Genomic DNA, 25,687 nt, shown 5'->3' with positions numbered 1-25,687 from the left:
GCCTTTTGCCTTCAAACTCTACAACAATACTTTATCATCAATTTACAAAAAATGCACCTTCTACTTTAGCGAAAATGCGCCTCTGATAGTTGAGCGTGTATGACTTATCCTTAATTGCTGTGTTTCAAAGTCTTCAGAAATAGTACGATCCAAACGTGTTGTTAATTTCTGATCCATTTTTCTAACTTGATCAGCTAATCCTTGTAAGTGCAGTTCCACCGTATTCTTTTCTACTCCATTTACACTACTCTCTACATATTTAATTGCCAGCCCCATATACACCCACTCCTCTTCATTGTGTAATTGTTTTATTCGCTTCAGAATGAAAGTGTCCTGCCTGTTCGACAAAAGAAGTAAGAAGATAACAAAAGAAGTGGAATTACTTATCATTTAGCGATAATGAGACAAACTAATAAGCGAAGGAGGGATATTAATGAATAAGAAAAGGCAAAAGCAAAAAGCAGAAAGCGAAAAGTCCCGCTCACTAAAAACTGGGGATAAGAAGCTACAAGGTCCGAATCGCCCTTCCACATAAAGTGAAACTTCAAACAGTGGGGGTTTTCGTTCTTCCTCCCATTGATTGTTAGTTGAACGAATCGGGGTGTTAGCGTCCGTTTCCGCTCACTAAAAACTTAACGGTTCCCCTTCATGTGTTGAAGTGGGAGTCTTATGGACGTTGCTCCTGAATAAATAGTAAGCATTAGGCCCGGCTGGATAATCATTTACCAGTCGGGCTTAATTGCGTACTTCATATAATAGTATCCAAATAGTAAGTCACGTTTCCTATAATACGTTTTTTTCATGTCCGCCAAAGATGTTTCTTTTGGTGTTTGCCACCATTTACTAGGAATACCCCCTGTCTTCCACCAATCTTGACGAATATTATCCTGATGTTTAATTACTGGGTAGAGCACGCGTAACATTGGAGCGTACGGATAATGTGCTGGTAAATACGACTCATAATCCCTGCGTGAGCCAGTATGTTCTTGTGTTTTAGCAAAATATAGGGATTTGTCATAAACTTTCGGGGAATAGAGTATATTAGCTAGTCGGACACCTAGGCCTATTCGTTTAGAGATATTTGTAAATCCATAAACGTACGACCCGTACACTTCTGAGGAACTAGTTGGGAATAATACAGCATTCAAACGTAAAAAATTCTGCATTATGTATGGAAGTTGATTAAAAACATGATACTGAAAGTACGTTTGTTTCACAACTGGACCTTGGATTACATTTTGTTCATTAATGATTAGGGCGATCATAAGCTTGTCGCGTTCCTGCCTTTCCCAAAATAACATCCATTGCTCGATCATAAATGATGAAACGTGAAACTTTTTCAACAAATAAAACAGCGGTTTTTCTGCTTGCTTGGAAAGGTTATATACTAGTAACTGGGGGAAAGCATCTGAAAAAATCAGCCAATTTGCTCGCTCATACGTCATAAATAACTGGTCTCTTTCTTTTTTCCCTAAGATTTTTTTAAAAGGTTGTAATTGAAGGTCAGTCATGTTCCAGCCAGCATTTCTAGAAACCATGCTTGCAAGAAAGGCCCATTTAATTTCCGGGTTTTCTAAATAGAAGTTCTGGTAGGCCTTTGTCCGAGAAATATTGTCTTTATTATGCTTCCTTGTGGTGTTTATTATATAATGGATATATGGATCGAATGAGTCGTCTCCGTACATGGATGAACCTGCTTTCGTTTGCTATATTTTGTTTCATTCTCATCCAATTGATGCTTTTACAGTTATCATTTCCTACTATATCTGATATGATACTGTAATATGCAAGGAGGATTTTTTTAATGAACTACCCAAATGGAAAAAAAGGATCGTTAACACAACCTTCTCAAAGTAGACCCTCCGGTGCAGGAAACCATGCTTTTAGTAACAGAGGAATGACGTTAGAAGAAGATATTAATGAAACAAACCGCTTTTACCTTGATACGGACAAGGCAATTATTCATAAAAAACCAACACCTGTACAAATTGTTAAGGTAAATTACCCAAAAAGGAGTGCTGCTGTAATAACAGAAGCATATTTCAAACAAGCATCAACCACTGACTATAATGGTGTATACCGAAGCAAGCATATAGACTTTGAAGCCAAGGAAACGAAAAACAAAACGTTATTTCCATTAGCAAATATCCATAATCACCAAGTTGCTCATATGCGTTCTGTGGTGGAACATGGTGGTATTTGTTTCTTATTAATTCGATTTACTTTATATCAAGAGACGTATTTTTTACCTGCTGAGAAACTTTTTCAGCACTGGGACGACAAATTAAAAGGTGGAAGAAAGTCGATAAGCTACGACCAGATATGTCAGGAAGGGCACCAGATCCCCTTTCAATATCAGGCAAGAATTGATTATTTAGCTATCATTGATAAGCTTTATTTTTAGAGACGGAGGAATGAGTTATGGCCAATAATAGCCAATCTCGTACAGCAAGAAGAAAACAAAAGAAATCATCGAAAAAGCCTTTATGGAAAAAGATCCTACTTATTATGCTACTTATCTTTATTATTATGGGAATAGGTGCTGGGGCAACCGCAGCTTATTGGATTGCAACAGCACCGGATCTTGATGAATCAAAATTATCCGATCCCCTTGCTTCTCAAATACTAGATAAGGATGGAGAAGTATTTGCAACACTGGGTGAAGAGAAAAGAACAAAAATCAGCTATGATGACCTGCCGCAGGTACTCATAGATGCGGTCACGGCTACTGAGGATGCCCGGTTCTTCGAGCATTCCGGAATTGACTTACGACGCATCGGTGGTGCCGTTATTGCAAACTTTAAGAATGGCTTTGGATCAGAAGGAGCTAGTACAATTACCCAACAGGTAGTGGAAAAATCCTTTTTGTCTGCTGAAAAAAAGATCAGCTTAAAGGTTCAGGAGCAGTGGCTTGCTCTAAAACTGGAACGTGAATATTCAAAAGAAGAAATATTGGAAATGTACTTAAACAAAATTTTCTACGGAAGCGGTGCGTATGGCGTTGCAAAGGCTGCTGAAACTTATTTTGGAAAGAAAGACTTAAGCGAGCTTACCCTTGCAGAGGCTGCAATTTTGGCAGGTTTACCTCAGCGTCCAACAGCATACAATCCATATGAAAATCCAGAATTAACCAAAGAACGCATGGATACTGTCCTCACGCTTATGGTACGTCATGGTAAGATATCACAAGAAGATGCGGATGAAGCAAGAGAAGTAGATATCCCTTCCATGCTGGCAGGAGTAAGCGAAAATTCTATACCTTACAAGGATTTTCTGAAGCAAGTACAACGTGAAGTGGAAGAAAAAGTAGATGGTGCAGATATTTATACAGATGGCCTTAAAATACAGACTACTATTGATACAAGCATCCAGGAACACGTAGAGTTTCTTCTAACAGATAGTGAGGAAAACCCTATTCCCTACCCTGATGATGAAATGCAAGCAGGGATGACAGTGCTTGATACAAAAAATGGTGCCATTCGAGCAATTGGCGGTAGCAGGAATGGGAATGGTACGGGATACAACTATGCCATCCAAGGTGGACAACAGCCTGGTTCAACTATGAAACCACTTGTAGCTTACGGTCCAGCAATTGAGTTTAATAAAATGTCCACTTATCATCAAATAAATGATGATAAACCATATGATTATGGTGGGGACAGCCCAATTAGAAACTGGAACCGAAGCTATGCAGGTTGGATGAGTGCAAGACATGCATTAAATCAATCGCTTAACGTTCCAGCTGTAAAAACATTAGAAGAAGTTGGCTATGATAAAGCACAAGGTTTTGCTGAGAGTCTAGGTATAAAATTTGCCGATGATTCTGTTACAATAGGTGATGCAATTGGTGGGACCGGAACGAATGTTACCCCATTACAAATGGCTGGAGCATATCGAGCATTCGGTAATGAAGGTTTATACAATGATCCGTATGCCGTTACCAGTGTTGAATTCCCTGATGGCAGGACCGTCGAATTAAAGCCAGAAGCAGAAGCCGTGATGGCTGATTACACGGCATACATGATTACGGATATGCTAAAAACTGTAATTACGGACGGAACTGGTGCCCAAGCAAATGTTCCAGGTGTGACAGTAGCAGGTAAGACGGGTACTACTAGTTTATCTGATGAATCAGGCAGCCCGGACTCCTGGTTTACTGGTTATTCAACGAATTATACAATCTCGGTTTGGACTGGTGGTTACACGAATGAGGATGGTAATCGAATGGCCATTCCGAATGGGCAGACTAAAATACCACATGCACTATTTAGTAATACAATGGCAGAGATCTCCAAAGGTGTGGAGAACACGGATTTTGTTAAACCAGATTCAGTTGTGGAAGCGGCAGTAGAAAAAGGATCTCGTCCTGCGGCGAGGCCAAGTGACTACACCCCTTCTTCCCAAATCGTAACGGAGCTCTTCGTAAAGGGAACAGAACCAGATGACACTTCTGAAAAGTTTGATGAACTTGATCCTGTAAGCGGGCTATCTGCAAGCTATAACGAAGATAGTAACGCGATCGAAGTTACATGGGATTACAACGGTGATGCAGATGTTTCGTTTGAAGTAAGTGCTCAGGTAGATGATGGTCAAATGCAAGGTCTCTCAACAACCGAAGATACATCTATGGAGATATCTGAAGTAGAGCCTGGTGCTGACTATACAATACAGGTAGTTGCAACAAGCAATGACGGGGATATGCAAAGTGAACCGGCAACGACCTCGGTTTCCGTTCCTGGCGGTGATGAGGAAGAAGAAGGAAATATCCCGCCTGTTAGTGGGCTATCAGCTAAATATAATAAAGATGCCTCCATTATCGATGTGTCATGGAATTACAATGGGCCACCAGCCTCTTTTGAGGTAGCGGTTAACGGTCAAACCCAGACAGTTGAATCCAATGGCATTGAAATTAGTGGTGCTTCACCTGGTGAAACGTATGATATTGTCGTGACACCAATTGGTCAAAATGGCGCAAATGAAGGCGTCGAGGGTGAATCTCAGTCAACAAGCGTCACGGTGCCAGCGGCGGAAGAAGATACTGGCGAAGGTAATGGTGACGATGAGGACAGCGGAGACCAAAGTGATGAGGGCTCTGATGAGGGAAATAATGATGAAGCTAATAATGAAGACAATAGTGAGGGTAATGGAAATAACGGAAATGGCAATGGAAATGGAAATGGAAACAATGATGAAGGTACAGACGAAGAAAGTGGAAGTGATGGCGAGGAAGGTAGTGGGAATTAATCTTCCCCCTTCTAATCTAAAAAGAGGTAAACGCAGTTACTATGCGTTTACCTCTTTTTCTTTCTTCATTCGTTTTTGCCCTTCTCTACAAAGCTCTAGCAACGGACATGTTGGGCATTCAGGATTTCTTGCTTTGCAATGATACCTGCCAAAGAATATTAATCGGTGATGCGTATCGCTCCACTCTTTTATAGGCACTTTCCGCATCAACGTCTCTTCAACTTGAACAACTGAATCCTTCCACCTACAAATACCTAAGCGTTTAGATACCCGCTCTACATGCGTATCTACAGCGATTGCTGGTTCGTTAAACGCAACAGATGCTACAACATTCGCAGTTTTACGACCGACACCTGCCAGCTTCTCCAGCTCTGCTTTTGTTCTCGGTACTTCCCCACCATAATTCTCAATTAATACTTCACATAGTTTACGAATATTTTTCGCTTTATTACGGTATAAGCCTATGGAACGTATGTCTTGTTGTAATTCCTCAAGGGAAACTGCAAGATAGTCCTCAGGTGTCTTATATTTTTTAAAGAGTTCAGCTGTTACTTTATTTACAAGTACATCTGTACATTGGGCGGATAATAAAACAGCTATCACAAGCTCAAAAGGATTAGCGTGCTTTAATTCGCATTCCGCATCGGGAAACATTTTTGTTATTTCATCCAAGCAAAATCGTATTTGTTTTTTATTCATCATTGCCTAATCCTCCCCTTCTAGCCAGTTATAGTAAAAGGATGTATCCCGTTTAGTACGAGGGCCTTCTTGTTTTGTAGTCTGATTGCCATGAAACTTTTTACTCGCATCTCTTGCTTGTTCTACCGTGTGGATTCCTTTCTTATGCCATTCTCGTAAAATACGATCAATGTACTTGAAATTCAACTTGCCCATTAAAACCGATTCTCTTAAGGCTGCCTTAATTAAAGAGGCGGCTTGTTTATCTTCATCAAGCCAACCATTGATTGTCTCAATTTCAAAAGGTGAGAGTGGTCTGCCGAATTCTTGTTCAAACAGAACAAAAATCGTCCCATCCGCATGTTCTTCCGTTTTATCTTCCTTTTCTGCATAGAGCTTTTCCCATAACTCGTTTAAGGAATATACTTCACTAATCTTTTCCGTCTCTTTATTGTTATTTTGTTCAATAACCAGTACTCCTTTTTGAATTAGCTTGCGTAATAAATTGGAGCATTGTTCCTCATTTATTGTCATATTATCTGATAGTTCTGCTGGAGTGGGAAACCCAATTCCCTTTTGTTGAAATTGTTGTACTTGTAAAATAAGCATGACGTCTGTTTCGTCAAGCCCCAACGTTTGAAAAGAAGTGAAAAGCTTCATTGGTATATTAATTTGATCCAATAATATTTGTTGAACTTGTAATTGCTTCTTCATATTAGCACCTCAATTGTTAGTATAGCATGATAAAGTTAGAAAAATCTCGATCATAAACGGAATAAAAATCCCTTGCACTGTAAAAGGCAAGGGATTACGTTTCAAAACTTAATCGATACTTATGGATACAAACGATTTAATAAACGTGGGAACGGTATCGTTTCTCTTACATGGTCTACACCTGATAACCATGCTACCGTTCTTTCTAAGCCAAGACCGAAACCAGAGTGTGGAACACTTCCATATTGACGGAGTTCGAGGTACCACTTATAAGCTTGTCCTGTTAGACCATGCTCTTCATAGCGTTCCTGCATTAATTGTAGATCATCAATTCGTTGTGATCCTCCAATAATTTCTCCATATCCTTCAGGAGCGATTAAGTCGGCACATAACACAACATCTGAGCGATCCGGATGTGGTTTCATATAAAAGGCTTTAATATCTTTTGGATAGTTTGTAATGAATACAGGCTTGTCAAAGCTTTCTGCTATAGCCGTTTCATGTGGCGCACCAAAGTCTTCGCCCCATTTAATATCTGTAAATCCTTTTTCTTGAAGTAATGTAATCGCATCGTCATAAGAAATTCTTGGGAAAGGCGCTTTAATAGCTTCTAATTTCGATGTATCCCTCTCGAGAACATCCAACTCCAATTTACAGTTCTCTAAAACATTTTGTGCGATAAAGCTGACATATTGCTCTTGTATCTCTAAGCTTTCCTCATGATTTACAAACGCCATTTCGGGTTCTATCATCCAGAACTCGATAAGATGTCTTCTCGTTTTAGATTTTTCGGCACGGAAGGTTGGTCCAAAAGAAAATACTTTACCAAAAGCCATTGCAGCTGCTTCCATGTACAATTGTCCACTTTGAGAGAGATATGCTTCCTCGTCAAAATACTTTGTATGGAAAAGCTCTGTTGTCCCTTCAGCAGAAGAGCCAGTTAGGATTGGTGGATCTATCTTTACATAGTCATTTTCGTTGAAAAATTGGTAAGTCGAACGAATGATCTCATTACGAATCTTCATCACTGCATGCTGGCGTTTTGAACGAAGCCATAAATGTCTATGGTCCATTAAGAACTCTGTCCCATGCTCTTTTGGTGTAATTGGATAATCTGTTGCTTCATGAATCAATTCGATATCACTGACCTGCATTTCATAGCCAAAAGGAGATCTTGTATCTTCCACGATCTTACCCGTTATGTACATGGAAGATTCCTGTGTGATATTTTTTGCGAGCTGAAATGCTTCCTCGCTGACATCACTTTTTACAACAACACCTTGGATAAAACCTGTCCCATCACGTAATTGTAAAAATGCAATTTTACCACTTGAGCGTTTATTTGATAACCAAGCTCCCATCGTAACGGTTTGTTCATTATATTTTGGTGCTTGCGATATAGTAATTTTCACTTTCCTACCTCCTACACATCTATGATTGATGTTTTATAACAAATTGTTTTATTCTTTCAGCTGCTTCCTTAAGTGCTTCTGTTGAAGTAGCATAAGACAACCTAATATTATCCTCTGAGCCAAATCCAGAACCAGGTACAACGGCAACTTTTTCCTCTTCTAATAAAGCTGCTACCCAATCATCTACATTAGCATAGCCACAATTGCTTGCTGCTTCCTTAACATTAGGAAATAAGTAAAAAGCGCCTTTTGGTTTAATACAGCTAACACCAGGTATATCATTTAACAACGCGTGTAGCATTTCCAATCGTTCAGCAAATACTTTCTTCATTTCCTCTAATGTTGTATCTCCAGCTTGCTCATACGCCGCCAAAGCTGCATATTGAGCAATAGATGTCGGGTTTGAAGTAGAATGCGACGCAAGGTTTGTCATGGCTTTAATAATTTCTTGAGGGCCAGCTGCATATCCAATTCTCCAACCAGTCATAGAGTGGGATTTACTTACACCATTGATTACGATCGTGTGTTCATTTAATTCCTGTGATAACTGGGCAACTGATACATGCTCATCATCTGTATATATTAGCTTTTCGTAAATCTCATCTGAAACGATAAGGATATTATGTTTTAAGCATACCTCACCTAATGCCTTCAACTCTGCTTTTGTATACATCATACCCGTTGGGTTACTTGGAGAGTTGATAATAACAGCTTTCGTTTTCTCTGTAATCGCCGCCTCAAGCTCCTGTGGTGTCATTTTAAAATGATTGTCTTCTTTAGCTGTTACAAAAACAGGGTTCCCGCCAGCTAGTTTTACTTGCTCCGGATAGCTTACCCAATATGGTGTTGGCACAATAACTTCATCTGTTTCATCTAATAACACTTGAAATAGCGTGTACAATGCATGTTTAGCGCCAGTTGTTACAATAATTTGGTCAGGACGATAACTAAGTTGATTATCAGTTTGAAACTTATTCACAATCGCATCTTTCAATTCTGCAATGCCGCCAGATGGTGTATATTTTGTTCTCCCATCATTCATTGCCTCCATTGCAGCATCGAGGATATATTGTGGGGTATTAAAGTCCGGCTCCCCTGCTCCTAGTCCAATTACATCATGTCCTTGCTGTTTTAACTCCTTCGCTTTTGCTGTAATAGCAAGTGTGGAAGAGGGTGATAATGTTTTTACTCTTTTCGCTAAGTTCATTCACTTTTCACCTTTCTATTTAAACATTTGTTTTAAGCGATATTGTTCGAATTGACTACCATCTTCGATCGCATAGTAGTCGAGAACATAACGGTCAGAAGCATCCCGATACGTGATTTCCCAGAGTACTTCTTCATCGACAATCCCTGGTACTATCTTAATAAATTCACAATCGGTACAATTGCTTTTCCACTTACGTAGCATATCTTCTTCACTAACCATCTCTTGTTCGTTAATAGTCGTCAAGGTCTTTTCTTTTCCCTCCAAAGGGTAAAAAACGAGTCTACCATCATTCTCATCTGTTTGCCCAAATACTACATGATAGCTATCTGCCCCATTGAAGGTGACAACTTTTTCAATCTCTGTTACAGATGTAGCAGATAAGACCTGCTTTTTTGTTGTTTCAAATCCTGCAGTTCTATTTTTGTTTATGTCATGATATAAAAATGCAGCATATATCCCTACTGCTACTACTACAATGCCAACTAGCAGCAAGCTCCATCTCAGCCAGCTAGGTTTTGTATATGGTGAAGATTGCCTGATTCTCATCATTTTCATCCAATGTTAGACCAAACATTAAATCATTCTCTTTAAGAGTTCGATTTAATGAATCGACAATTTTATAAAGATCTGATGAATATTGGAGCTTGACTGTTGACAGGGTTTGTATTTTATTATCCATCTTTTCCCCTCCAGTTAAAGAACTGCTTGTTTTATCAAATATTGTTAGACATAGTGTAGGGCTCATTGATTATACTATAAGTATGTTGATGTAAGGTGAAACGCAATTACAGTATACCAAGTAAGCGAAGGATTGTGTTTTATTTAATTCAATAAATTTATTCCAACCTATACCATACCATCTTTCCTACTGATGCACAATTGACGCATCAGTAGTTTTTTTTACCTTTTACGATCTACAGATAAATATATTAAAACCATTCTTCTGCTTTTCGCATTAGCTGCTGGGTTTTATCCTTCGTTAAAGGGATCTCAGGTATAGAATCAAGAAAATACTTGCCATATCTCGCTTGAATGATCCTTGAATCACAAACGAATACAATCCCTCTATCTGTGTTTGAACGGATAAGCCTGCCAAAGCCTTGTTTAAATCGAATAACAGCATTTGGTAACGATAATTCCATGAACGCATTCTTCCCATTTTCCTTTAAGTTTGCAGATTTCGCTTCAAAAATAGGATGATCTGGTGGTTGAAAGGGTAAACGTACGATGACCAGACTGGATAAGTCTTCTCCAGGTATATCTACACCTTCCCAGAATGAATTGGTGCCAAGCAGTATGGATTGGTCAAATGTTTGGAAATTCTTTTTTAGCCTGCTCCTGCTTCCACTTGATATACCTTGTGCAATCAAAGAGTAAGTGGATGTGTCCATGATTTCTTTAAGCAGATAGTAGGATTTCTTTAACATATCATAAGAAGTAAATAGAACAAGCATTCTTCCACTGGTGATTTCAGCTAATGAAAAGATAGCCTCACACGTGGCATAAATAAAGTCGTCCTGGTTGCCATGTTTTATATCAGGAAAATCAGTCGGAATCATCAGTTGGACCTGATCTTTATAAGAGAATGGAGAAGGAATCTTCTTGGTTTCAATTTCTTCGTCTGTTAATCCTAATCGCTCTTTAATAAAAGTAAACGAGTTCTTCATCGTCAGGGTAGCGCTGGTCAAAATAACACTTTCTTTTTTTGCAAAGAAATCAGTGGACAGAAAGCCTGATATATCTGTTGGTTCACTGTATAGATATACTGCGTTTTTCGCTCCATATGTTTCGACTTCAACCCATTTAACGAACTTAGGTGAATCGGCTGCAAGAAATAGGGATTCTAGATGATCCATATATTGTTGTAGCTGCTCAATATGCTGCCCGACTTCATTTTTATCATATTTATCTTCATACTGTTTCTCAAGAGTCTGATCAAGCCTCGCTAATATATAGATTAAATCACGTAGGAAAAACATTAAACGGTTTGTCATCTCCAAAATAGTGTCCCACTTGGCCGCATCTTCCTTGCTATTCTCAAACCTGTATTGTGTCCTACCAATATCGCTTAAAGATTTTTGATGCTTATTTTGTTCGGCCACATACTGGAAAATACCTCGAAACAAATCATCGGTCTCATATTTTGCATCAATTATGAGATCATCCCATCTATCAATCATTTCCTCTTCTATATAGTCTCTGTATTTTGTAATTAATTGACCAATAAATTTCGGATCATTTGTCTCCCCTATTTGATTTAGCGTGTACTGCATGTTCATATAATCTAGCTTAAGACCATAGTGCTTTGATGCAGTTTCCTCAAAATGATGTGCTTCATCAATGATCACTTTATCGTAGCTTGGCAATAATTGATAATCATTAAAGATATCTGTAGCTAGAAGTGCATGATTTGTAATCACAATGTCAGCCTGTTGAGCTGCTTTTCTCGCTTTTTGGTAATAGGATCTTAAAAACCAGGGAGACTGGGGATCCACATGTGCTTCTGTATCTGTAGAAACGCGTCTAAAAAATAAATAACCACTTGAAGGTAATTGAACCTCGTCAATATCTCCCGTTTGTGTTTCTGTTAGCCAAACTAAAATCATGGCCTTCGTGAGGGTGATATCATAATTATCCTTCTCTGTGCTAAGTAATTCCCTTTCGAATTTTTCCAAACTGATATAATGGCTTTTCCCTTTTAGTAAGGCTGCCTTAAATGAAAATGGAAGCAGATTACGTACTAGCGGGATTTCCTCTTCTAATAGCTGTGTCTGTAACTGGGTAGTAAAGGTACTGATAACCAGTCGTTGTCCAGATATAACGGCATCATAAATAGCAGGAAGTATGTATGCAAGTGATTTTCCTGTACCAGTTTCTGCTTCTATTAAAGCATGGCGTCGAGATTGAAATGCGTCATAAATGGTTTCTGACATCTCACGCTGGCCTGTTCTTTTTTCATACCGAGCCATTTGCTGAGATAGCGTCCCGTCTTCTTCATAGATTGCATCTAAAAAATCTCCATAGGAGCCTATCCTAGATGGTGGCGTAATCTTTGTCTCCTTGATTTTTCTAAATGCAAGACCCTGAAATGTTTCTAACTCGGGATCTTCCTGGGTAGAAAATGCAAGCTCATTTTCTCGATCAGCCAGTAATGCGAAAAGATCTGATTTTAACATTTTCTCAAGGCGTATTAAATGTGTAATTGTTTCATAAGGAAGGTTATCAAGTCGTTCCCTAAGTTTTAAAAATAGTTTCGCTGTTACGTATGCATCAGATAATGCGCGATGCGGGTCTTCGTGGTGAATTCCCAAGTATTCTGCAAGCTGACCTAATTTATAACTGGGAGCCTTAGGGTAAAGAACACGAGCCAGTTCGACCGTATCTAGAACTGGATTTTTCAGTAGTTCTCTCCCCACTGCTGCAAATTCAGCGTTTATAAAGCCCATGTCGAATGGGACGTTATGTGCAATTAAATAACTGTCTTCAAATAAAACAGCAATTTCCTCTGCCCTTTCTTCAAATGTAGGCGCACCTTTAACATCCTCATCCCTTATTCCTGTTAAACTTGATATAAATTCAGGAATAGATTTACCCGGGTTGAGGAAAGTGCCATAGCTATCAACTATTTCATTCTCTTCGATAACTACAATACCTACTTCAATAATTTTATCTCTTTTTACAGCTGAATGGCCGGTAGTTTCTAGGTCGATCACGACAAATCGCTCCACTCGACCACCTCACTTTCCCTCTATCTGTGCTTTCATTATATGACTTCTTATTATTATTCCACAAACCAATCAATTTCAGCTGAATAAATTTTTTCCGTTTCTCCGTTTGATGATTCAATTAGGAGTGCACCGTCCTCTGCGATACCTAAAAAAACGGCTTCCTTCTTTTTACTACCACTATGTAAAGAAATTTTTTCGCCTATCCTAAATCCATAGTTTTCCCATTTTGATTTTACATCACGAAAACCTTTTTTGAGAAAAGATTCGTATTCTTTTTCAAGGGCTTCAAGAATTTGTTGCACTAAATCTATTATTGGCCATTCCTTCTCCGTCTCCATTTTTAAAGAGGTTGCCCTGTAATGGATGGCATCAGGTATTTCTTTATTATCTTGGTTTACATTTAAGCCTATGCCCACTACCACATACTGGATGCGATCTTGTTCAGCCTGCATCTCTGTAAGAATACCAGCTACCTTTTTATTCTGAATAAGAATATCATTTGGCCACTTTATTTTAGGTTGTAAGCCATCATATTGATCCAGCACCTCAGCAATGGCTGTAGCTGTCATGAGGGTTAGCTGGGGAGCCATATATGGTGGTATCTTGGGGCGTAAAATAATACTCATCCATACACCTTTCCCTTTTTTGGAGTGCCATACGCGGTCCATTCTTCCCCTGCCACTGGATTGTTCATCAGCTATGACCACTGTGCCATGTGGTGTGTTGTCCCGTGCAGCTTGATGTGCAACAAACTGCGTGGACGTGACAGTAGGTTTATGAATAATCTCCTTACCTATCCACGACGTGTTAAGTCCCCATGTGATAGTATTGGAACTAACGTTTCCAGAGTATTCCTTAATTCTGTATCCTGTTTTAGGTTTCGCCTCAATTACGTACCCATCTTTTTCTAACTCTTTCATGTGTTTCCAAATTGCCGTTCTGGAAATATGTAATTGTTCCGAGAGCTGCTGACCTGAAATATAAGACTCTTTAGCATCTGCAAGCAGTCGAATCAATTTACTTCTGGTGGATTCCATTTTAACCATTCCCTTATTTTTTCTTTCTCATTGGTTAATTTTCGCATCACAACAAGATATTCTACTTGGTACAGGAGCTTTTGCATCCAAGGTCCTTTTGTTACATCTGGAAATAATTTAATTAAATCATTACCATCTATTTCAAGCTCTTGACGATTTTCAATAGGCAGACTAGATGCAATAGTTCGGATTTCTTGCAGAGTTGGTATAGCGTATTCAGAAAGAGCAGTTAATACGCGGGTAAAACCTGCATAGAGGTCACTCGGTAATTGATAAACAATCCAGTTTTCTAATCCCTTGTTTCTAAATTCTGTCACTGCTTCAACCAGTTTGATTGTATGCCGTTTTGATTGATTAGAGGCCTTCCATTCTTTTATCCATGTGTTTACCGAAATTTGTGGGTAAAGGAAGTGAAAAAAGGCAAACATTTCTGCAAGTGAATGTAATGGTGTCTGTTCCGCTGGAAGCAGATTTATTAGACTAGGTTTGTGTTCAAAAACAGGGAGATTATTAAAAAGTTCGGTTGTTTTTAACTCCTTCATCGCCTCGGAAATATAATCACCTGCAAAAAATTTTTCCATCTCAACAGCAATACGTTCTACAGCAACAGTATTTATTTTTTTATTTAATGACCTGATCTGGTTTTTTGTTTCTATATCTAGCGTAAATCCAAGCTGACTAGCAAATCGCACCGCTCGAACCATCCGTAGGGGATCTTCTTTAAATCGCTCATATCCATCTCCAACCGTGCGAATAATTCGTCTTTTTAAATCTTCTCTACCATGGTAGAGGTCAATAATTCGTCCTTGCTTATTCATTGCCATAGCATTAATTGTAAAATCGCGTCTTTCTAAGTCTTTATCAATTTTATTAATAAATGCGACATGGTCAGGATGACGGCTGTCAGAATAGCTCCCATCAATCCGAAACGTTGTAACTTCATAGGAAGTGTTCAGATGTCGAACAATAACTGTCCCATGTTCTATCCCTACTGGAATTACTTTATCAAATATATTTTGGACGAACTGCGGTGTTGCAGAGGTTGCAATGTCTACATCTCGTATCTCTCTATCAAGCAGATGATCACGAACACAGCCTCCAACGAAATAGGCTTCATGACCGTTTTGTTCAATACGCTCTACCACGGCAGTCGCTTCTTTAAATGGACTATCAAGCATTTTAATCACCACTAGTGTTTAGTTTAACACCCTATAATAGAGTTCGATATACTGCTGTACAATGCTCTCTGAATTGAAATAGCTGTTGGCTCTATTAAGTGCATTTTGTGAAAACTGTTCTAACTTCTCTGGATCCTGTAATAGTTCAATCCCTAGTGCGGCAGCCCGCTTCGTATCTCCTAGTTCCACGATATAGCCCGTCTCACCGTCATTCACCACTTCCGGTATGCCTCCAATATTTGTTGCAATACAAGGAACTTCACAGGCCATAGCTTCAAGTAATACCAATCCGAAGCTCTCTTTCTCAGATAAGAGTAATTTAAGATCTGAAATAGATAATAGATCACGGATATTTTTCTGTTTACCTAGAAACAGTACCTCATCCTCTATATTCAGTTTTTTTACTAGTTGAACTGCATTTGTATATTCTGGTCCATCGCCTATCAAAAGTAATTTACTCTGTACCTCCGATTGGATTTTAAAGAAGGTTTGAATAACATCCTCAAGCCGTTTAACTTTACGAAAATTGGAGATGTGAATGACTACTTTCTCTTCGTCCTGGATCCCATATTGCTTTTTCAGCTCTGGGATATGCTGCTTATAGTATTCATTTTCATTTACAAAGTTATAAATCACTTCAATTTCTTTATTAACCTGTAGCATTTCTTCTGTTTGTCTAACTAGATCTGCTGACACTGCCGTAACAGCATCTGACTGCTCAATGCCATGCTTAATCATTTTTTGGAAAGTGTTATCTATACCTAAAACCGTAATATCTGTGCCATGAAGTGTTGTCACGATTTTCACCTCATGCTTGGCAATGTCTCTGGCTAGAATAGCACACACAGCATGTGGCATCGCATAATGCACATGTAGTATATCAAGTTTCTCTCTGTCAATAACCTCTGCCATTTTAGTCGCAAGGGCGAGGTCATATGGCGGATATTGAAAAACAGGATAGTGATTTAGTTCTACTTCATGATAAAAAATATTTGGGTATACTTTATTTAATCGGAAGGGCAAACTTGACGTAATAAAATGAATTTCATGTCCTTCCTCTGCCAACCGTATCCCCAGCTCTGTTGCGATAACCCCAGAGCCACCAACAGTGGGATAACAGGTAATTCCTATCTTCTTCATCCCTGTTTATCCTCTTCCTCTCTGTCTTTAATGATTTTTCTCCAGTCTAAGTCCCCTTGATCCAATCCTCGAATAAATATCTCTGCAGCTGCAATATTTGTCGCAAGTGGAATTTGATGAACGTCACAAAGTCGCATAAGTGCACTCACATCTGGTTCGTGTGGCTGTGCAGTTAATGGATCTCTGAAGAAAATAACCATATCCATTTCATTATTGGCAATCATGGCACCAATTTGCTGGTCTCCTCCAAGCGGACCAGATTGAAATAAATGTACTGGTAAGGAGGTCGCTTCCGAAATCTTCCTTCCTGTTGTACCTGTCGCAAACAATTGATGTTCTTTAAGAATGGAGGTATAGGCCACAGTAAAGCCAATTATCTCTTGTTTCTTCTTATCATGTGCAATTAAAGCAATATTCATTGTGTTCTCCCCCTATAAAACATTTTCTAAACCATATATAACTTCTTGTATTTCCATTACTTTATCAGTGGCTAGTTTAATCCCTTCCATAAAAGAAGCGCGATTAATTGAGTCATGCTTTATTGTTAAAGTTTGCCCAGGGCTTCCAAAGATTACTTCCTGATGGGCAACTAAGCCTGGTAAGCGAACACTATGGATTCGCATTCCATCATAATCTGCTCCTCTTGCACCTGGATAGGTCTCTTTTTCATCTGCATGGCCCTGTTTTTTATATTCCCTAGATTCCTTTATCATTTCAGCTGTTTTTACTGCAGTACCTGAAGGGGCATCTAGTTTGTTATCATGGTGCTTCTCAATAATATCAACGTCTGGGAAATATTGTGCTGCCATTTGAGAAAATTTCATCATTAACACGGCCCCAATAGCAAAATTAGGCGCAATAATACATCCGATTTTTCTTTCGCTAGCGAGCCAACTTAGCTCATCAATTTGTTCCTCAGTAAAGCCAGTCGTGCCAACAACTGGTCGAATACCATGCTCCATTGCCGCTTTCGTATGTTTGTATCCTTGTTCAGGGATAGTTAATTCAATTAGAATATCTGCATCAATTTCACTAAAACACTCCACTGCATCTTCATAGATCGGCACGTCTAGGTTAGGTAACTCCGCAATGTCTGCTAGCTTTTTCCCATTGTTCTTTCGGTCAATACAAGCGACCAAACGCATGTCTTCTTGAGATTGCACAAGCTTTATAGCTTCAGAGCCCATTTTGCCACGTGGTCCAGCAATAATTATCTTCTTCATTTTCTGCTTCCTCCCTGATTGGTAATCTACGTTGTTTCCTTTTTTGTCCAGCGATTCTTATCTCTTGTCTCTATTTTTGTTAGTGACGTATTAAACGCATCAGATAAATCAATGTCTAGCGAATTAGCAAAGCAGGAAAGCACAAATAAAATATCCCCTAACTCGTCTTCCACTGTCTTTGTCTGCTCGCTTTTCTTTTTGGGCTTTTCCCCATAATAGTGGTTAACTTCACGTGCTAATTCTCCCACTTCTTCAGAAAGTCTTGCCATCAAACTTAATGGAGAGAAATATCCTTCCTTGAATTGGGAAATATAATCATCGACACGTTTTTGCATTTCTTTTGTGGTATAGTCATGTGTATGAATAATAAAAAACCCCTTTATATTAATACGATTCATTCAACTAACATTTGATTAGTAAGTTTCTACCCAATGAAGTTTCACTTTATCCTATCTAACATGTTAGCTAATAGGCTGTGATTTGACAAACTTTTTATTCTGACATACCTTAATTGGGGCGTGGATATATATTATTTACATATTAATGAAGGGAGGACTTGTCCATGATGTTTGGATTAAAATTAAAAAACATACTCTTTATATTATTAGGTTCTGCTATTTTTTCTTTTGGAATCGTCCATTTTAATATGCAAAATAACCTCGGAGAAGGCGGATTTACAGGAATTACCCTACTTCTATATTTTATTTGGGGATGGGATCCTGCCATTACAAATATATTGTTAAATATTCCTCTATTTTTTATTGGTTGGAAATTTCTTGGCCGTAATACGTTTCTTTACACAATTATCGGGACGTCGGCAGTGTCTGTATTTCTAAGCATTTTCCAAGCGTACCAATTTCAAATAGGCTTACAGAATGATATGACACTGGTAGCTTTATTTGCAGGGGTATTTATCGGTGTGGGACTCGGTATCATTTTTCGTTTTGGTGGAACCACTGGTGGTGTTGACATTATTGCGAGGCTTGTAAATAAATATGCAGGCTGGAGTATGGGGCGCACGATGTTTTTATTTGACTTTGTCGTCATCGCAACCTCGGTATTTGCTATTCTTGATCTTGTTGAAGGCATGTACACACTCGTTGCAGTATATGTTGGAGCAAGGGTCATTGACTTTATTCAAGAAGGTGCCTATTCAGCAAAAGGGACAACCATTATTTCCAGTCAAAGCGAAGAAATTGCAGGAAAAATCCTTAAGGAAATGGATCGTGGTGTCACAGTCTTGGATGGCCGAGGCAGTTTTTCAGGAGAGAAAAGAGATGTGCTTTACTGTGTCGTAGCAAGGAACGAAATAGTCAGGTTAAAAGGTATCATTAACTCCATCGATCCTCATGCTTTCGTTGCAGTAAGTACTGTCCATGATGTTTTAGGTGAAGGATTTACGTTAGATGAAAATAAGAACCCCCTGCATGATGATTAAAAAGAAAGCCAAGCGGTCATATAATGGCCGCTTGGCTTATTTAATGGAAAAACATATTTATTGTTGTGTTAAGCTATCGTTAGTCTCTTGATGCTGCATACATTAGAATGAAGCGAAGAAGCTCGGCTACAGCAACAAGTGCAGCGGCTACATATGTCATTGCCGCAGCATTTAATACTTTTTTGGTTTCGCGCTCTTCGTTATTCCGAATAATTCCTGCCGACACAAGTTGACCCATAGCCCGATTGGACGCATCAAACTCAACCGGCAATGTTACAAGTTGGAATAATACTGCTGCTGCCATAAAAATAATCCCTAAAAGAAATAGTTGAGATATCTGAGTGAAGATCCCTATTAGGATTAGAAAGAACGACATATTAGATCCAAGGCTGGCTACAGGTACAAGTGCACTTCTAAATTTCAGAAATGCATACCCTTGTTCATCCTGGATAGCATGTCCTACCTCGTGAGCAGCCACTGCTGAGGCCGCCATTGAAGGATTATGGAAGTTGCCTGAAGATAAGCGAACGACTTTCTTCCGAGGATCGTAGTGGTCCGATAACATTCCTTTGGTCTCTTGAATCGAAACATTGTATAATCCATTATCATCTAATATTTTTCGAGCAACTTGAGCACCTGTCATTCCAGAGGAAGTTGCTTTATTTGAATACTTTTTGTACGTACTTTTAACTTTTGATTGTGCCCACAACGGGATAATCATAATGAGCGCAATGTAAATGAGATACCCACCTAACCCGCCAAACATTCTACATTCCTCCATGTTTTAAAATAGATTCCTTAAGGTCAATTTTAGTCAAAAATGAGGATTTAGTCAATTATATTGTCTTGTTGCTTTTTCTTCTTTTCTTCCCCTTTATATTTTCTCCAGCTTACATAAGTTAATGTAATGGCAATACAACCACCTACAATTCCGATGGTCCAAAACAATAAAGTAAAATCAGTTTTCATTCCATTTTGCTGTGCTGCTGCGCTAGATGTATAGGCCAGAACGCGGGTTGAAGTTGTCAGCAATGTTATCTTAATCCCTATGAGGATGAACAGTAACCAGCAAATTCTTTTCTTAGCCATAGAGATCACCTCGTATATATCTTCTACATCTACTATATGGCGAGAGACCTCAATATATAACAACAACTCAGGCGCTTATACGGTTATTTCTATTTACTGTATATTTGTAAGCAATAAATATCGAAAGAATACTTAACCAAAACGTAAAGTAACCAATTTCATTCATATAATCAGTTAAGGATGAGTAAATTGGCATCATTCCAAAAACATAATCAATGACATCATTATGCAATGTCCAGATCGCTGCAACGGCAATATGGCGAAGTTTTATTTTGTAATATGGAGCGTATAACAATCCCTGTAGGGCCATAGCGCCATGCGAAACCATTAGCATATATCCGGCTGCTGAAAGCGAACCATCTATAATTAACGTTAAAAGATTCATTACCACAGCCCATACGCCATATTTAAATAGCGTTATGATGCCGAGTGCTTCTATATATGGAATATTTCTTCCAAAGATGAAAAACAAGAGGAAAATAGTAAAGAACAGACTCGCTGTAGGGCTATCAGGGACGAAAATAAGAAAGATGTCAGGGGTTATTGCAAGCTGGCTTTCGTACCATATATAGCCATAAATAGTACCTAATAAATTAATAATAAACAATATAATTAAAAAGCGCTTATCACGTAATATGTAGTTAACCATAGCTTCTCCTTTATTCTACCGGATTAGATAGATTAGAATCACCCACGTTCGCTTGTCTTTTAGCGAATGTGCACGTTTTTATTTATTAGGGACTTCAAAATTTCAATCTGCGTCGTCATCGTTTCCACGATTTAATTTTTATGTATCCCTAACGTCTAAAAAAACACCTTCACCAGTTTACGTGGCAAAGGTGTTTTCTTTTAGTCATTTTTATTCAGCCTGTTCATTAACCGAAACAATAAAATCTACAAGCTGTTGTAATTCTTCATCACTACCTTGGAATTGTTCGGGGGGCATAGAACCAATCCCTTCAACCGCAATGGTAGCTATTTCTTCAGCTGAGTGCTCTGTCCCTATCAGAGCAGGTGCAGCTCCCCCACCTTGTAAATCGTCTCCATGGCATTGTAGACAACTATTTTCATAAATAGCATAGCCAGGATCCTCTGTATCAATTTCTACATCAGAGGCGGGAATAGGTTTATTTGCTTCTGCACGGCTTTCCCAGTCAACATGTGCAGCTGACTCATAGGTTAACCACATAACAGATGCAAGTCCTAAAATCATCATGCCAACTGCAATTGGCCGCTGATGTGGCCTTCTACCAGGCCCATTATCAAGGAATGGCGCAAGTAGTAGTCCTCCAAAGGCGATACCAGGTAAAACAAGAATGCCCAAGATTGTCCAATCACCACTAGCAAATTCATATTTCAGTAATTCATATAAGAATAAGAAATACCAATCCGGTAATGGTATATAGGCGGCATTCGTCGGATCGGCTACACCTTCAAGTGGTGAAGGATGAGCCAATGTCAATGTTAAAAATCCAGCAAGGAAGACAGCACCAACCAACCATTCTTTTAATAAAAAGTTGGGCCAGAAAGCTTCTGTTCTTCCGGGATATTCAGAATAATCTTTTGGTACGTTAGGTTTTCTCTCAGCAGAAATACGAGAATCCCCTACAAATTTCATGCCTTTTCCCTTATGCACAGCTTTCCCTCCTTTTTATAATGGTCCTGAAATACCTTGTCTTCGTATTAGTATAAAGTGAGCAGCCATCAATCCAAATAAAGCTGCTGGCAGGAAAAATACATGGATTGCAAAGAAACGAGTTAATGTTTGCGCACCAACAATGGATGGATCACCAGATAGTAATGTTTTAAGCTGGGTTCCAATAAATGGAACCTGTTCTGCTATCTCCAGTCCAACCTGTGTTGCAAAAAATGCTTTATTATCCCAAGGTAATAAATACCCTGTGAAACCAAGGCCAAGCATAATAAAGAAAATTAATACTCCGACAATCCAGTTAAGCTCACGTGGTTTTTTATAAGCCCCTTGGAAAAACACTCGCAATGTATGTAATAGTAACATGACAATGACAACACTAGCTCCCCAATGGTGCATTCCACGGACAATTTGCCCATGCGCCACTTCTGTCTGCAAGTAATATACCGACTTCCATGCATTCTCAATATCGGGAACATAGTACATGGTCAAAAACATCCCAGAAAGGATTTGAATGACTACGACAAAGAATGTCAGACCGCCAAAGCAATATACAAATGCAGAGAAGTGATGGGCTGGATTAACATGTTCTGGAACCTCGTGATCAGCAATATCCCGCCATATTGGCGTAATATCTATACGATCGTCGATCCAATCATAAATTTTTTGTAGCATAAATCATTACGCCTCCTCTCTAGGAACTGCATCGCCAAGAAACAACATTCCGTCTCTAACTTCTTGTTCATAAACATCTAGTGGAGCTAATGGTGGTGTACCTGGAACGTTTTCACCGCTCTTGTAATAGCGTCCATTATGGCAAGGACAAAAGAATTCATTCGGATAGGACTCATTACCTTCCCAGGATACGACACATCCTAGATGCTTACATATCGGGGAAAAAGCCTGAATTTCATCATTTTCATCCTTAAATACCCATGCAGACCTACTTACCTCAGACTCATACCATCCATCCACCTGATCAATTTTCCAATCAATTCGTTGTGGCTCTGTTGTGATATCCTCCACAGCCAGACTGACATTGGTCAACCCACCATGTCCAGACTCTTTAAGGACAGGATCTACAGCCATACGAACCATTGGCATTAGCATACCAGCAGCCATAAATCCGCCAACGCCTGTAAGCGTATAATTTAAAAACTGTCTACGGGATACTTGTTGCTTTTTCTCACTCATCTGTTTCCCCCCTCTTTACATTAATCACGGGACAATTATTAGTTAATTATCATATTACTAGGACATTACCATGATAGCGCAAACTGCTTGTCCGGTCAATAAATATTCAGCCTAATAACAAAATTAACTGTTATAAATGAAAATGCATACATTTTTAATTATACCCAATAGGAACGGATCAATTCTCCTAACTGGTCTACCTGGTCTTTTATAACCGCACGCATTTCTGCTGATTGCAAGTTTCCAGATTTACTACCAGGCAACCAAAGAAGCGTACCATCCAACTCTTTCTCTACCTTCTTCCAACCAGAATCAAAGGTAAGAAAGAAAACATGTTCAAAAGGCTGCTGCTTTACATCTTGAACCCACTGATTAAGACGAGATACTTCTGTGTCCTTGTTGGTGCTTTTTAGGTAATGTAAAGGTGGTGTAAGCAATACTCTCCCCGTTAGCTCTTTTTCAATCTCATTTGCTAGAATTTGGATGACCTCACTTTGAAAGGTGCTTGATGGTAATGTATTATCATCTGATACCTGAAAAGGCACCAATGGAATAAGTACACTATCGATAAAGTCTTTTGCCTCCATATATTGAATAATATCATTCTTTTTCCACTTCATTATTATCCACTATCCTCTCTTTGTTTTTACAATGTGTAGCTAAATACATTTAAAGTCTATAAGTTTCAACCTCATTATACGATAAAAAAGGAGGATCAAAGTTACGGTAACCCATCCACTTTTCTCAGGTCACAAGTGACTCGTTGTGATGATTCATTAATATAGCTATAAATGCGAAATGCCTACATAAATTTTATCTTAACCAATCAAAAAAAATCAACCTATTGCTCCTGCAAAGGTTGATTTTTGGAAAACGAGTCTTCTAGCTTCTTTAATTCATTGGAAAGGTCAAGGAACCTTTGCTGATCCATTTTATCTAGAGCCAGATCGATTTCCTGAGTTAAATAGCTTCGTTTAAATGTGTAAATTGATCTTTCTAGTAGATCTTCAGCTATCTGTTGATCCTTTTCTGTTATAAAATATTCATCTGGAATGTAGGGGTTTTCTTCTAGTACCGCCACATAAGCAGCGTTTTGATAGGATTTCTTAAAATTTAATTGTAAATATAAAGGTTCATTATGGTTAAGTCGAATGTCATGGAACGATTTTTCAGCATCTGTTGTCACCAATTGGTTTTTATAGAATCTAAATGGTGTCTCTTCGGAACAGTGGCTCGTCATAATAATACCTCGCGGACAAAATTTAGCTTCCCTAACAAAGTGGACGTTTGCCAGGATTTCATCATGATTGACCAAATAATTTAAGATCCATACACTTTCTCTTTTTTTCAGTTGATAATGGTTAAGAAACCACTGAAGAAACCCTTTTTTATCTTGTATGGAAATAGGAGTTTGCATATATTTTCAGTCCCCCTTCAATTATCTGTTCTTGCATTACGCTTCAGTATTCGCTTGTTTTAAGCGACTTAAAAATCCTTCCACATCATCATCCAAGGGTTGTTGTGCCATATAGGATTCCAATACTGGTATTGCCTCCTGGACCCTCCCTTCCTCTGTAAGAAAATAACCATATTCCTTCATAAAGTCACTATCCTGATTAAGGCTATTATATGCTTCCTTATAATGGTTTAATGCATCTTTATATAATTCTGCCTCATTATAAGCTCGGGCAAGTTCCCATTCATAAAGAGGATCACTCGCACCTATACTTTTAATTTCGCCAACAAGCTCAATAATCCCTTTAAAATTCTCATTATTTTTTAATAGTTCTATTAAAAATAGGACCCCTTCCTTATAATCTGGGTCTATTGCCACAGCTTCCCGCATCCACTTTTCACTTTCATCATTTTTATCAAGTTTATGTGCTAACTGACCAGCCATAAAATATAGTTCTTTGTTGAATTCATCGTTCTTTAACCCTTTAATGGCTGTTTCATAAGCTTCTTTTTCCAGGCCTTCTTCTTCATATGCGCCTGCAAGCTTTTGATAAACTGTATGGTAATATGGATCTGTTTCTACCACACGTTCCCAAGCCTTAATAGCAATGTCTTTCCGATCTGCTTGATTTGCGGTCACGCCATATTTGAAAAGAGAATCTGAGTTTTCCATCTCTTGGCCTTGGTAAATCTCCAATGCTTTTTCGTATTCACCTGACGCTGCAAGGGATTCCGCGCGCCTATCATCAATGGACACATTTGCAAGCTCTTTAATATCCATGCTTGCAACCTTATCATAATAGGTGGTGGCACCTCGGTATTCTCCGATCGAGAATAGCAATTCTGCAAGCGCAAAATCAATAATAGGTTCATTAGGAGCAACCTGCTTGGCGTTCAGCAGCTTTTGCTCAGCTACTTCGAATAACCCTTGGGCCTGATATAAATCCGCAAGCTGGATCAGCACTTGAACATAGGCTTCATCATCTTCTTTAACCTCGTTCAATAATTCAATTGCATACTCATCTTTTTCCAATTCAATGTAGATGTCAGCTAAGGTGATTTTTAACTCACTTTCTTCAGGGTATAATTGAAGCAATTCATCTAAAATTTCGCTTGCTTCCTGTAAAAACCCCCACTGCATATAAAGTTCTGCTATTGTATACTTCTCTTCAGGGTCCGCAGTTGGTAAGTACCCCTCCAAGAGCTGTATTGCTTTTTCTGTTTGTTTTGCCTCCATTAAATGGACAGCTTCCATAATTGTTTCCATAGATTACGCTTCCTTTCCTACCGTACCTT

26 protein-coding genes and 1 pseudogene are annotated in these 25,687 nt (G+C 38.8%); 3 read left to right on the top strand and 24 right to left on the bottom strand.

The genetic code is table 11. The features are described 5' to 3' along the window. Positions 1 to 60 precede the first annotated feature (60 nt). Complete coding sequence (locus K3T81_RS06965) at positions 61 to 276, bottom strand: hypothetical protein (RefSeq protein WP_238019009.1); 216 nt, start codon at positions 274 to 276, stop codon at positions 61 to 63. A 446-nt stretch (positions 277 to 722) separates the two neighbouring features. Then, positions 723 to 1,685, bottom strand: a complete 963-nt coding sequence (locus tag K3T81_RS06960; protein ID WP_238019008.1) for a DUF2515 family protein — start codon at positions 1,683 to 1,685, stop codon at positions 723 to 725. 119 nt (positions 1,686 to 1,804) lie between these two features. On the opposite strand from K3T81_RS06960, the gene recU reads away from it, so the two are divergent. Together recU and K3T81_RS06950 are read left to right on the top strand one after the other, a co-directional pair. Continuing rightward, positions 1,805 to 2,404 carry a Holliday junction resolvase RecU gene (gene recU / locus K3T81_RS06955; protein ID WP_238019006.1) on the top strand — a complete coding sequence of 200 codons (600 nt, stop codon included), beginning with the start codon at positions 1,805 to 1,807 and terminating at the stop codon, positions 2,402 to 2,404. A 17-nt stretch (positions 2,405 to 2,421) separates the two neighbouring features. Then, on the top strand, positions 2,422 to 5,244 hold the full coding sequence (locus tag K3T81_RS06950; RefSeq protein ID WP_238019004.1) for a transglycosylase domain-containing protein: 2,823 nt from the start codon (positions 2,422 to 2,424) through the stop codon (positions 5,242 to 5,244). A gap of 39 nt (positions 5,245 to 5,283) precedes the next feature. Here the strand turns inward: K3T81_RS06950 and nth are convergent, their stop codons facing one another. The 13 genes from nth to K3T81_RS06885 all read right to left on the bottom strand — a co-directional run bounded on the left by nth (position 5,284) and on the right by K3T81_RS06885 (position 17,962). After that, complete coding sequence (gene nth, locus K3T81_RS06945) at positions 5,284 to 5,946, bottom strand: endonuclease III (RefSeq protein WP_238019002.1); 663 nt, start codon at positions 5,944 to 5,946, stop codon at positions 5,284 to 5,286. Positions 5,947 to 5,949: 3 nt separating this feature from the next. After that, complete coding sequence (locus tag K3T81_RS06940; protein ID WP_238019001.1) at positions 5,950 to 6,636, bottom strand: DnaD domain-containing protein; 687 nt, start codon at positions 6,634 to 6,636, stop codon at positions 5,950 to 5,952. Between the two features lie 119 nt (positions 6,637 to 6,755). Further along, entirely contained in the window at positions 6,756 to 8,048 is a 1,293-nt protein-coding gene (gene asnS / locus K3T81_RS06935; RefSeq protein WP_106896788.1) for an asparagine--tRNA ligase, read from the bottom strand. A 19-nt stretch (positions 8,049 to 8,067) separates the two neighbouring features. Next, entirely contained in the window at positions 8,068 to 9,255 is a 1,188-nt protein-coding gene (locus K3T81_RS06930) for a pyridoxal phosphate-dependent aminotransferase (RefSeq protein WP_238019000.1), read from the bottom strand. A gap of 15 nt (positions 9,256 to 9,270) precedes the next feature. Beyond that, a complete protein-coding gene (locus tag K3T81_RS06925; protein WP_159033249.1) occupies positions 9,271 to 9,804 on the bottom strand; it encodes a cell wall elongation regulator TseB-like domain-containing protein in 534 nt (177 codons plus the stop codon). Next, positions 9,767 to 9,937 carry a YpmA family protein gene (locus tag K3T81_RS06920; RefSeq protein WP_084157533.1) on the bottom strand — a complete coding sequence of 57 codons (171 nt, stop codon included), beginning with the start codon at positions 9,935 to 9,937 and terminating at the stop codon, positions 9,767 to 9,769. The genes K3T81_RS06925 and K3T81_RS06920 overlap by 38 nt, the downstream gene beginning before the upstream one ends. Positions 9,938 to 10,187: 250 nt before the next feature. Then, entirely contained in the window at positions 10,188 to 12,986 is a 2,799-nt protein-coding gene (gene dinG / locus K3T81_RS06915; protein ID WP_238018999.1) for an ATP-dependent DNA helicase DinG, read from the bottom strand. Positions 12,987 to 13,039: 53 nt separating this feature from the next. Further along, positions 13,040 to 14,023, bottom strand: coding sequence for a biotin--[acetyl-CoA-carboxylase] ligase (locus K3T81_RS06910; RefSeq protein WP_238018998.1), 984 nt, complete (start codon positions 14,021 to 14,023; stop codon positions 13,040 to 13,042). Next, positions 13,999 to 15,201, bottom strand: coding sequence for a CCA tRNA nucleotidyltransferase (locus K3T81_RS06905; RefSeq protein ID WP_238018997.1), 1,203 nt, complete (start codon positions 15,199 to 15,201; stop codon positions 13,999 to 14,001). The genes K3T81_RS06910 and K3T81_RS06905 overlap by 25 nt, the downstream gene beginning before the upstream one ends. Positions 15,202 to 15,219: 18 nt before the next feature. Next, complete coding sequence (gene bshA, locus K3T81_RS06900) at positions 15,220 to 16,341, bottom strand: N-acetyl-alpha-D-glucosaminyl L-malate synthase BshA (protein ID WP_238018995.1); 1,122 nt, start codon at positions 16,339 to 16,341, stop codon at positions 15,220 to 15,222. Beyond that, positions 16,338 to 16,760: a methylglyoxal synthase gene (locus tag K3T81_RS06895; protein ID WP_106896795.1), complete on the bottom strand. Its 423-nt coding sequence runs from the start codon at positions 16,758 to 16,760 to the stop codon at positions 16,338 to 16,340. Before K3T81_RS06895 ends, bshA begins: the two co-directional genes overlap by 4 nt. Positions 16,761 to 16,772: 12 nt before the next feature. Then, positions 16,773 to 17,564, bottom strand: a complete 792-nt coding sequence (gene dapB / locus K3T81_RS06890; RefSeq protein ID WP_238018993.1) for a 4-hydroxy-tetrahydrodipicolinate reductase — start codon at positions 17,562 to 17,564, stop codon at positions 16,773 to 16,775. Between the two features lie 26 nt (positions 17,565 to 17,590). Beyond that, entirely contained in the window at positions 17,591 to 17,962 is a 372-nt protein-coding gene (locus K3T81_RS06885; protein ID WP_238018991.1) for a nucleotide pyrophosphohydrolase, read from the bottom strand. 164 nt (positions 17,963 to 18,126) lie between these two features. Between K3T81_RS06885 and K3T81_RS06880 the strand changes: the two genes are divergently transcribed. Continuing rightward, positions 18,127 to 19,002 (top strand): YitT family protein, encoded by an 876-nt coding sequence (locus K3T81_RS06880; RefSeq protein WP_238018989.1) that lies wholly within the window; start codon positions 18,127 to 18,129, stop codon positions 19,000 to 19,002. A gap of 79 nt (positions 19,003 to 19,081) precedes the next feature. On the opposite strand, the gene K3T81_RS06875 is transcribed toward K3T81_RS06880, so the two are convergent. The 9 genes and pseudogenes from K3T81_RS06875 to K3T81_RS06835 form a co-directional block, all read right to left on the bottom strand. Then, positions 19,082 to 19,768 (bottom strand): zinc metallopeptidase, encoded by a 687-nt coding sequence (locus K3T81_RS06875; protein ID WP_036572838.1) that lies wholly within the window; start codon positions 19,766 to 19,768, stop codon positions 19,082 to 19,084. Positions 19,769 to 19,830: 62 nt separating this feature from the next. Continuing rightward, positions 19,831 to 19,950: pseudogene (locus tag K3T81_RS19640) on the bottom strand (sporulation protein YpjB); the annotation flags it as partial. 208 nt (positions 19,951 to 20,158) lie between these two features. After that, a complete protein-coding gene (gene lhaT / locus K3T81_RS06865) occupies positions 20,159 to 20,740 on the bottom strand; it encodes a lipoprotein heptaprenylglyceryl N-acetyltransferase LhaT (protein WP_238018987.1) in 582 nt (193 codons plus the stop codon). Positions 20,741 to 20,950: 210 nt separating this feature from the next. Then, positions 20,951 to 21,727, bottom strand: a complete 777-nt coding sequence (locus K3T81_RS06860; RefSeq protein ID WP_106896799.1) for a menaquinol-cytochrome c reductase cytochrome b/c subunit — start codon at positions 21,725 to 21,727, stop codon at positions 20,951 to 20,953. Between the two features lie 15 nt (positions 21,728 to 21,742). Next, entirely contained in the window at positions 21,743 to 22,417 is a 675-nt protein-coding gene (qcrB, locus tag K3T81_RS06855; RefSeq protein WP_106896800.1) for a menaquinol-cytochrome c reductase cytochrome b subunit, read from the bottom strand. 6 nt (positions 22,418 to 22,423) lie between these two features. Further along, a complete protein-coding gene (locus K3T81_RS06850) occupies positions 22,424 to 22,936 on the bottom strand; it encodes a QcrA and Rieske domain-containing protein (RefSeq protein ID WP_106896801.1) in 513 nt (170 codons plus the stop codon). A gap of 158 nt (positions 22,937 to 23,094) precedes the next feature. Continuing rightward, a complete protein-coding gene (locus K3T81_RS06845; RefSeq protein WP_106896802.1) occupies positions 23,095 to 23,556 on the bottom strand; it encodes a YpiF family protein in 462 nt (153 codons plus the stop codon). A 221-nt stretch (positions 23,557 to 23,777) separates the two neighbouring features. Further along, positions 23,778 to 24,353: a ReoY family proteolytic degradation factor gene (locus tag K3T81_RS06840; protein ID WP_106896803.1), complete on the bottom strand. Its 576-nt coding sequence runs from the start codon at positions 24,351 to 24,353 to the stop codon at positions 23,778 to 23,780. Positions 24,354 to 24,389: 36 nt separating this feature from the next. After that, entirely contained in the window at positions 24,390 to 25,658 is a 1,269-nt protein-coding gene (locus K3T81_RS06835; protein ID WP_238018986.1) for a tetratricopeptide repeat protein, read from the bottom strand. Positions 25,659 to 25,687 lie beyond the last annotated feature (29 nt).

It is taken from the genome of Oceanobacillus jordanicus, from assembly GCF_022095695.1.
Classification (GTDB): domain Bacteria; phylum Bacillota; class Bacilli; order Bacillales; family Amphibacillaceae; genus Oceanobacillus_B; species Oceanobacillus_B jordanicus.
This window is presented reverse-complemented; position numbering and strand designations above follow the sequence as displayed.

Bases quoted from the DNA above. Each gene is read 5' to 3' on its own strand.
- K3T81_RS06930 (WP_238019000.1), bottom strand. From the start codon at position 9,255: ATGAACTTAGCGAAAAGAGTAAAAACATTATCACCCTCTTCCACACTT.
- bshA (WP_238018995.1), bottom strand. From the start codon at position 16,341: ATGAAGAAGATAGGAATTACCTGTTATCCCACTGTTGGTGGCTCTGGG.
- K3T81_RS06950 (WP_238019004.1), top strand. From the start codon at position 2,422: ATGGCCAATAATAGCCAATCTCGTACAGCAAGAAGAAAACAAAAGAAA.
- K3T81_RS06895 (WP_106896795.1), bottom strand. From the start codon at position 16,760: ATGAATATTGCTTTAATTGCACATGATAAGAAGAAACAAGAGATAATT.
- lhaT (WP_238018987.1), bottom strand. From the start codon at position 20,740: ATGGTTAACTACATATTACGTGATAAGCGCTTTTTAATTATATTGTTT.
- nth (WP_238019002.1), bottom strand. From the start codon at position 5,946: ATGATGAATAAAAAACAAATACGATTTTGCTTGGATGAAATAACAAAA.
- qcrB (WP_106896800.1), bottom strand. From the start codon at position 22,417: ATGCTACAAAAAATTTATGATTGGATCGACGATCGTATAGATATTACG.
- K3T81_RS06925 (WP_159033249.1), bottom strand. From the start codon at position 9,804: ATGAGAATCAGGCAATCTTCACCATATACAAAACCTAGCTGGCTGAGA.
- K3T81_RS06940 (WP_238019001.1), bottom strand. From the start codon at position 6,636: ATGAAGAAGCAATTACAAGTTCAACAAATATTATTGGATCAAATTAAT.
- K3T81_RS06960 (WP_238019008.1), bottom strand. From the start codon at position 1,685: ATGTACGGAGACGACTCATTCGATCCATATATCCATTATATAATAAAC.
- K3T81_RS06880 (WP_238018989.1), top strand. From the start codon at position 18,127: ATGATGTTTGGATTAAAATTAAAAAACATACTCTTTATATTATTAGGT.
- dapB (WP_238018993.1), bottom strand. From the start codon at position 17,564: ATGAAGAAGATAATTATTGCTGGACCACGTGGCAAAATGGGCTCTGAA.
- K3T81_RS06920 (WP_084157533.1), bottom strand. From the start codon at position 9,937: ATGGATAATAAAATACAAACCCTGTCAACAGTCAAGCTCCAATATTCA.
- K3T81_RS06835 (WP_238018986.1), bottom strand. From the start codon at position 25,658: ATGGAAACAATTATGGAAGCTGTCCATTTAATGGAGGCAAAACAAACA.
- K3T81_RS06910 (WP_238018998.1), bottom strand. From the start codon at position 14,023: ATGGAATCCACCAGAAGTAAATTGATTCGACTGCTTGCAGATGCTAAA.
- K3T81_RS06885 (WP_238018991.1), bottom strand. From the start codon at position 17,962: ATGAATCGTATTAATATAAAGGGGTTTTTTATTATTCATACACATGAC.
- K3T81_RS06845 (WP_106896802.1), bottom strand. From the start codon at position 23,556: ATGAAGTGGAAAAAGAATGATATTATTCAATATATGGAGGCAAAAGAC.
- K3T81_RS06905 (WP_238018997.1), bottom strand. From the start codon at position 15,201: ATGCTTGATAGTCCATTTAAAGAAGCGACTGCCGTGGTAGAGCGTATT.
- K3T81_RS06965 (WP_238019009.1), bottom strand. From the start codon at position 276: ATGGGGCTGGCAATTAAATATGTAGAGAGTAGTGTAAATGGAGTAGAA.
- recU (WP_238019006.1), top strand. From the start codon at position 1,805: ATGAACTACCCAAATGGAAAAAAAGGATCGTTAACACAACCTTCTCAA.
- K3T81_RS06875 (WP_036572838.1), bottom strand. From the start codon at position 19,768: ATGTTTGGCGGGTTAGGTGGGTATCTCATTTACATTGCGCTCATTATG.
- K3T81_RS06840 (WP_106896803.1), bottom strand. From the start codon at position 24,353: ATGCAAACTCCTATTTCCATACAAGATAAAAAAGGGTTTCTTCAGTGG.
- K3T81_RS06850 (WP_106896801.1), bottom strand. From the start codon at position 22,936: ATGAGTGAGAAAAAGCAACAAGTATCCCGTAGACAGTTTTTAAATTAT.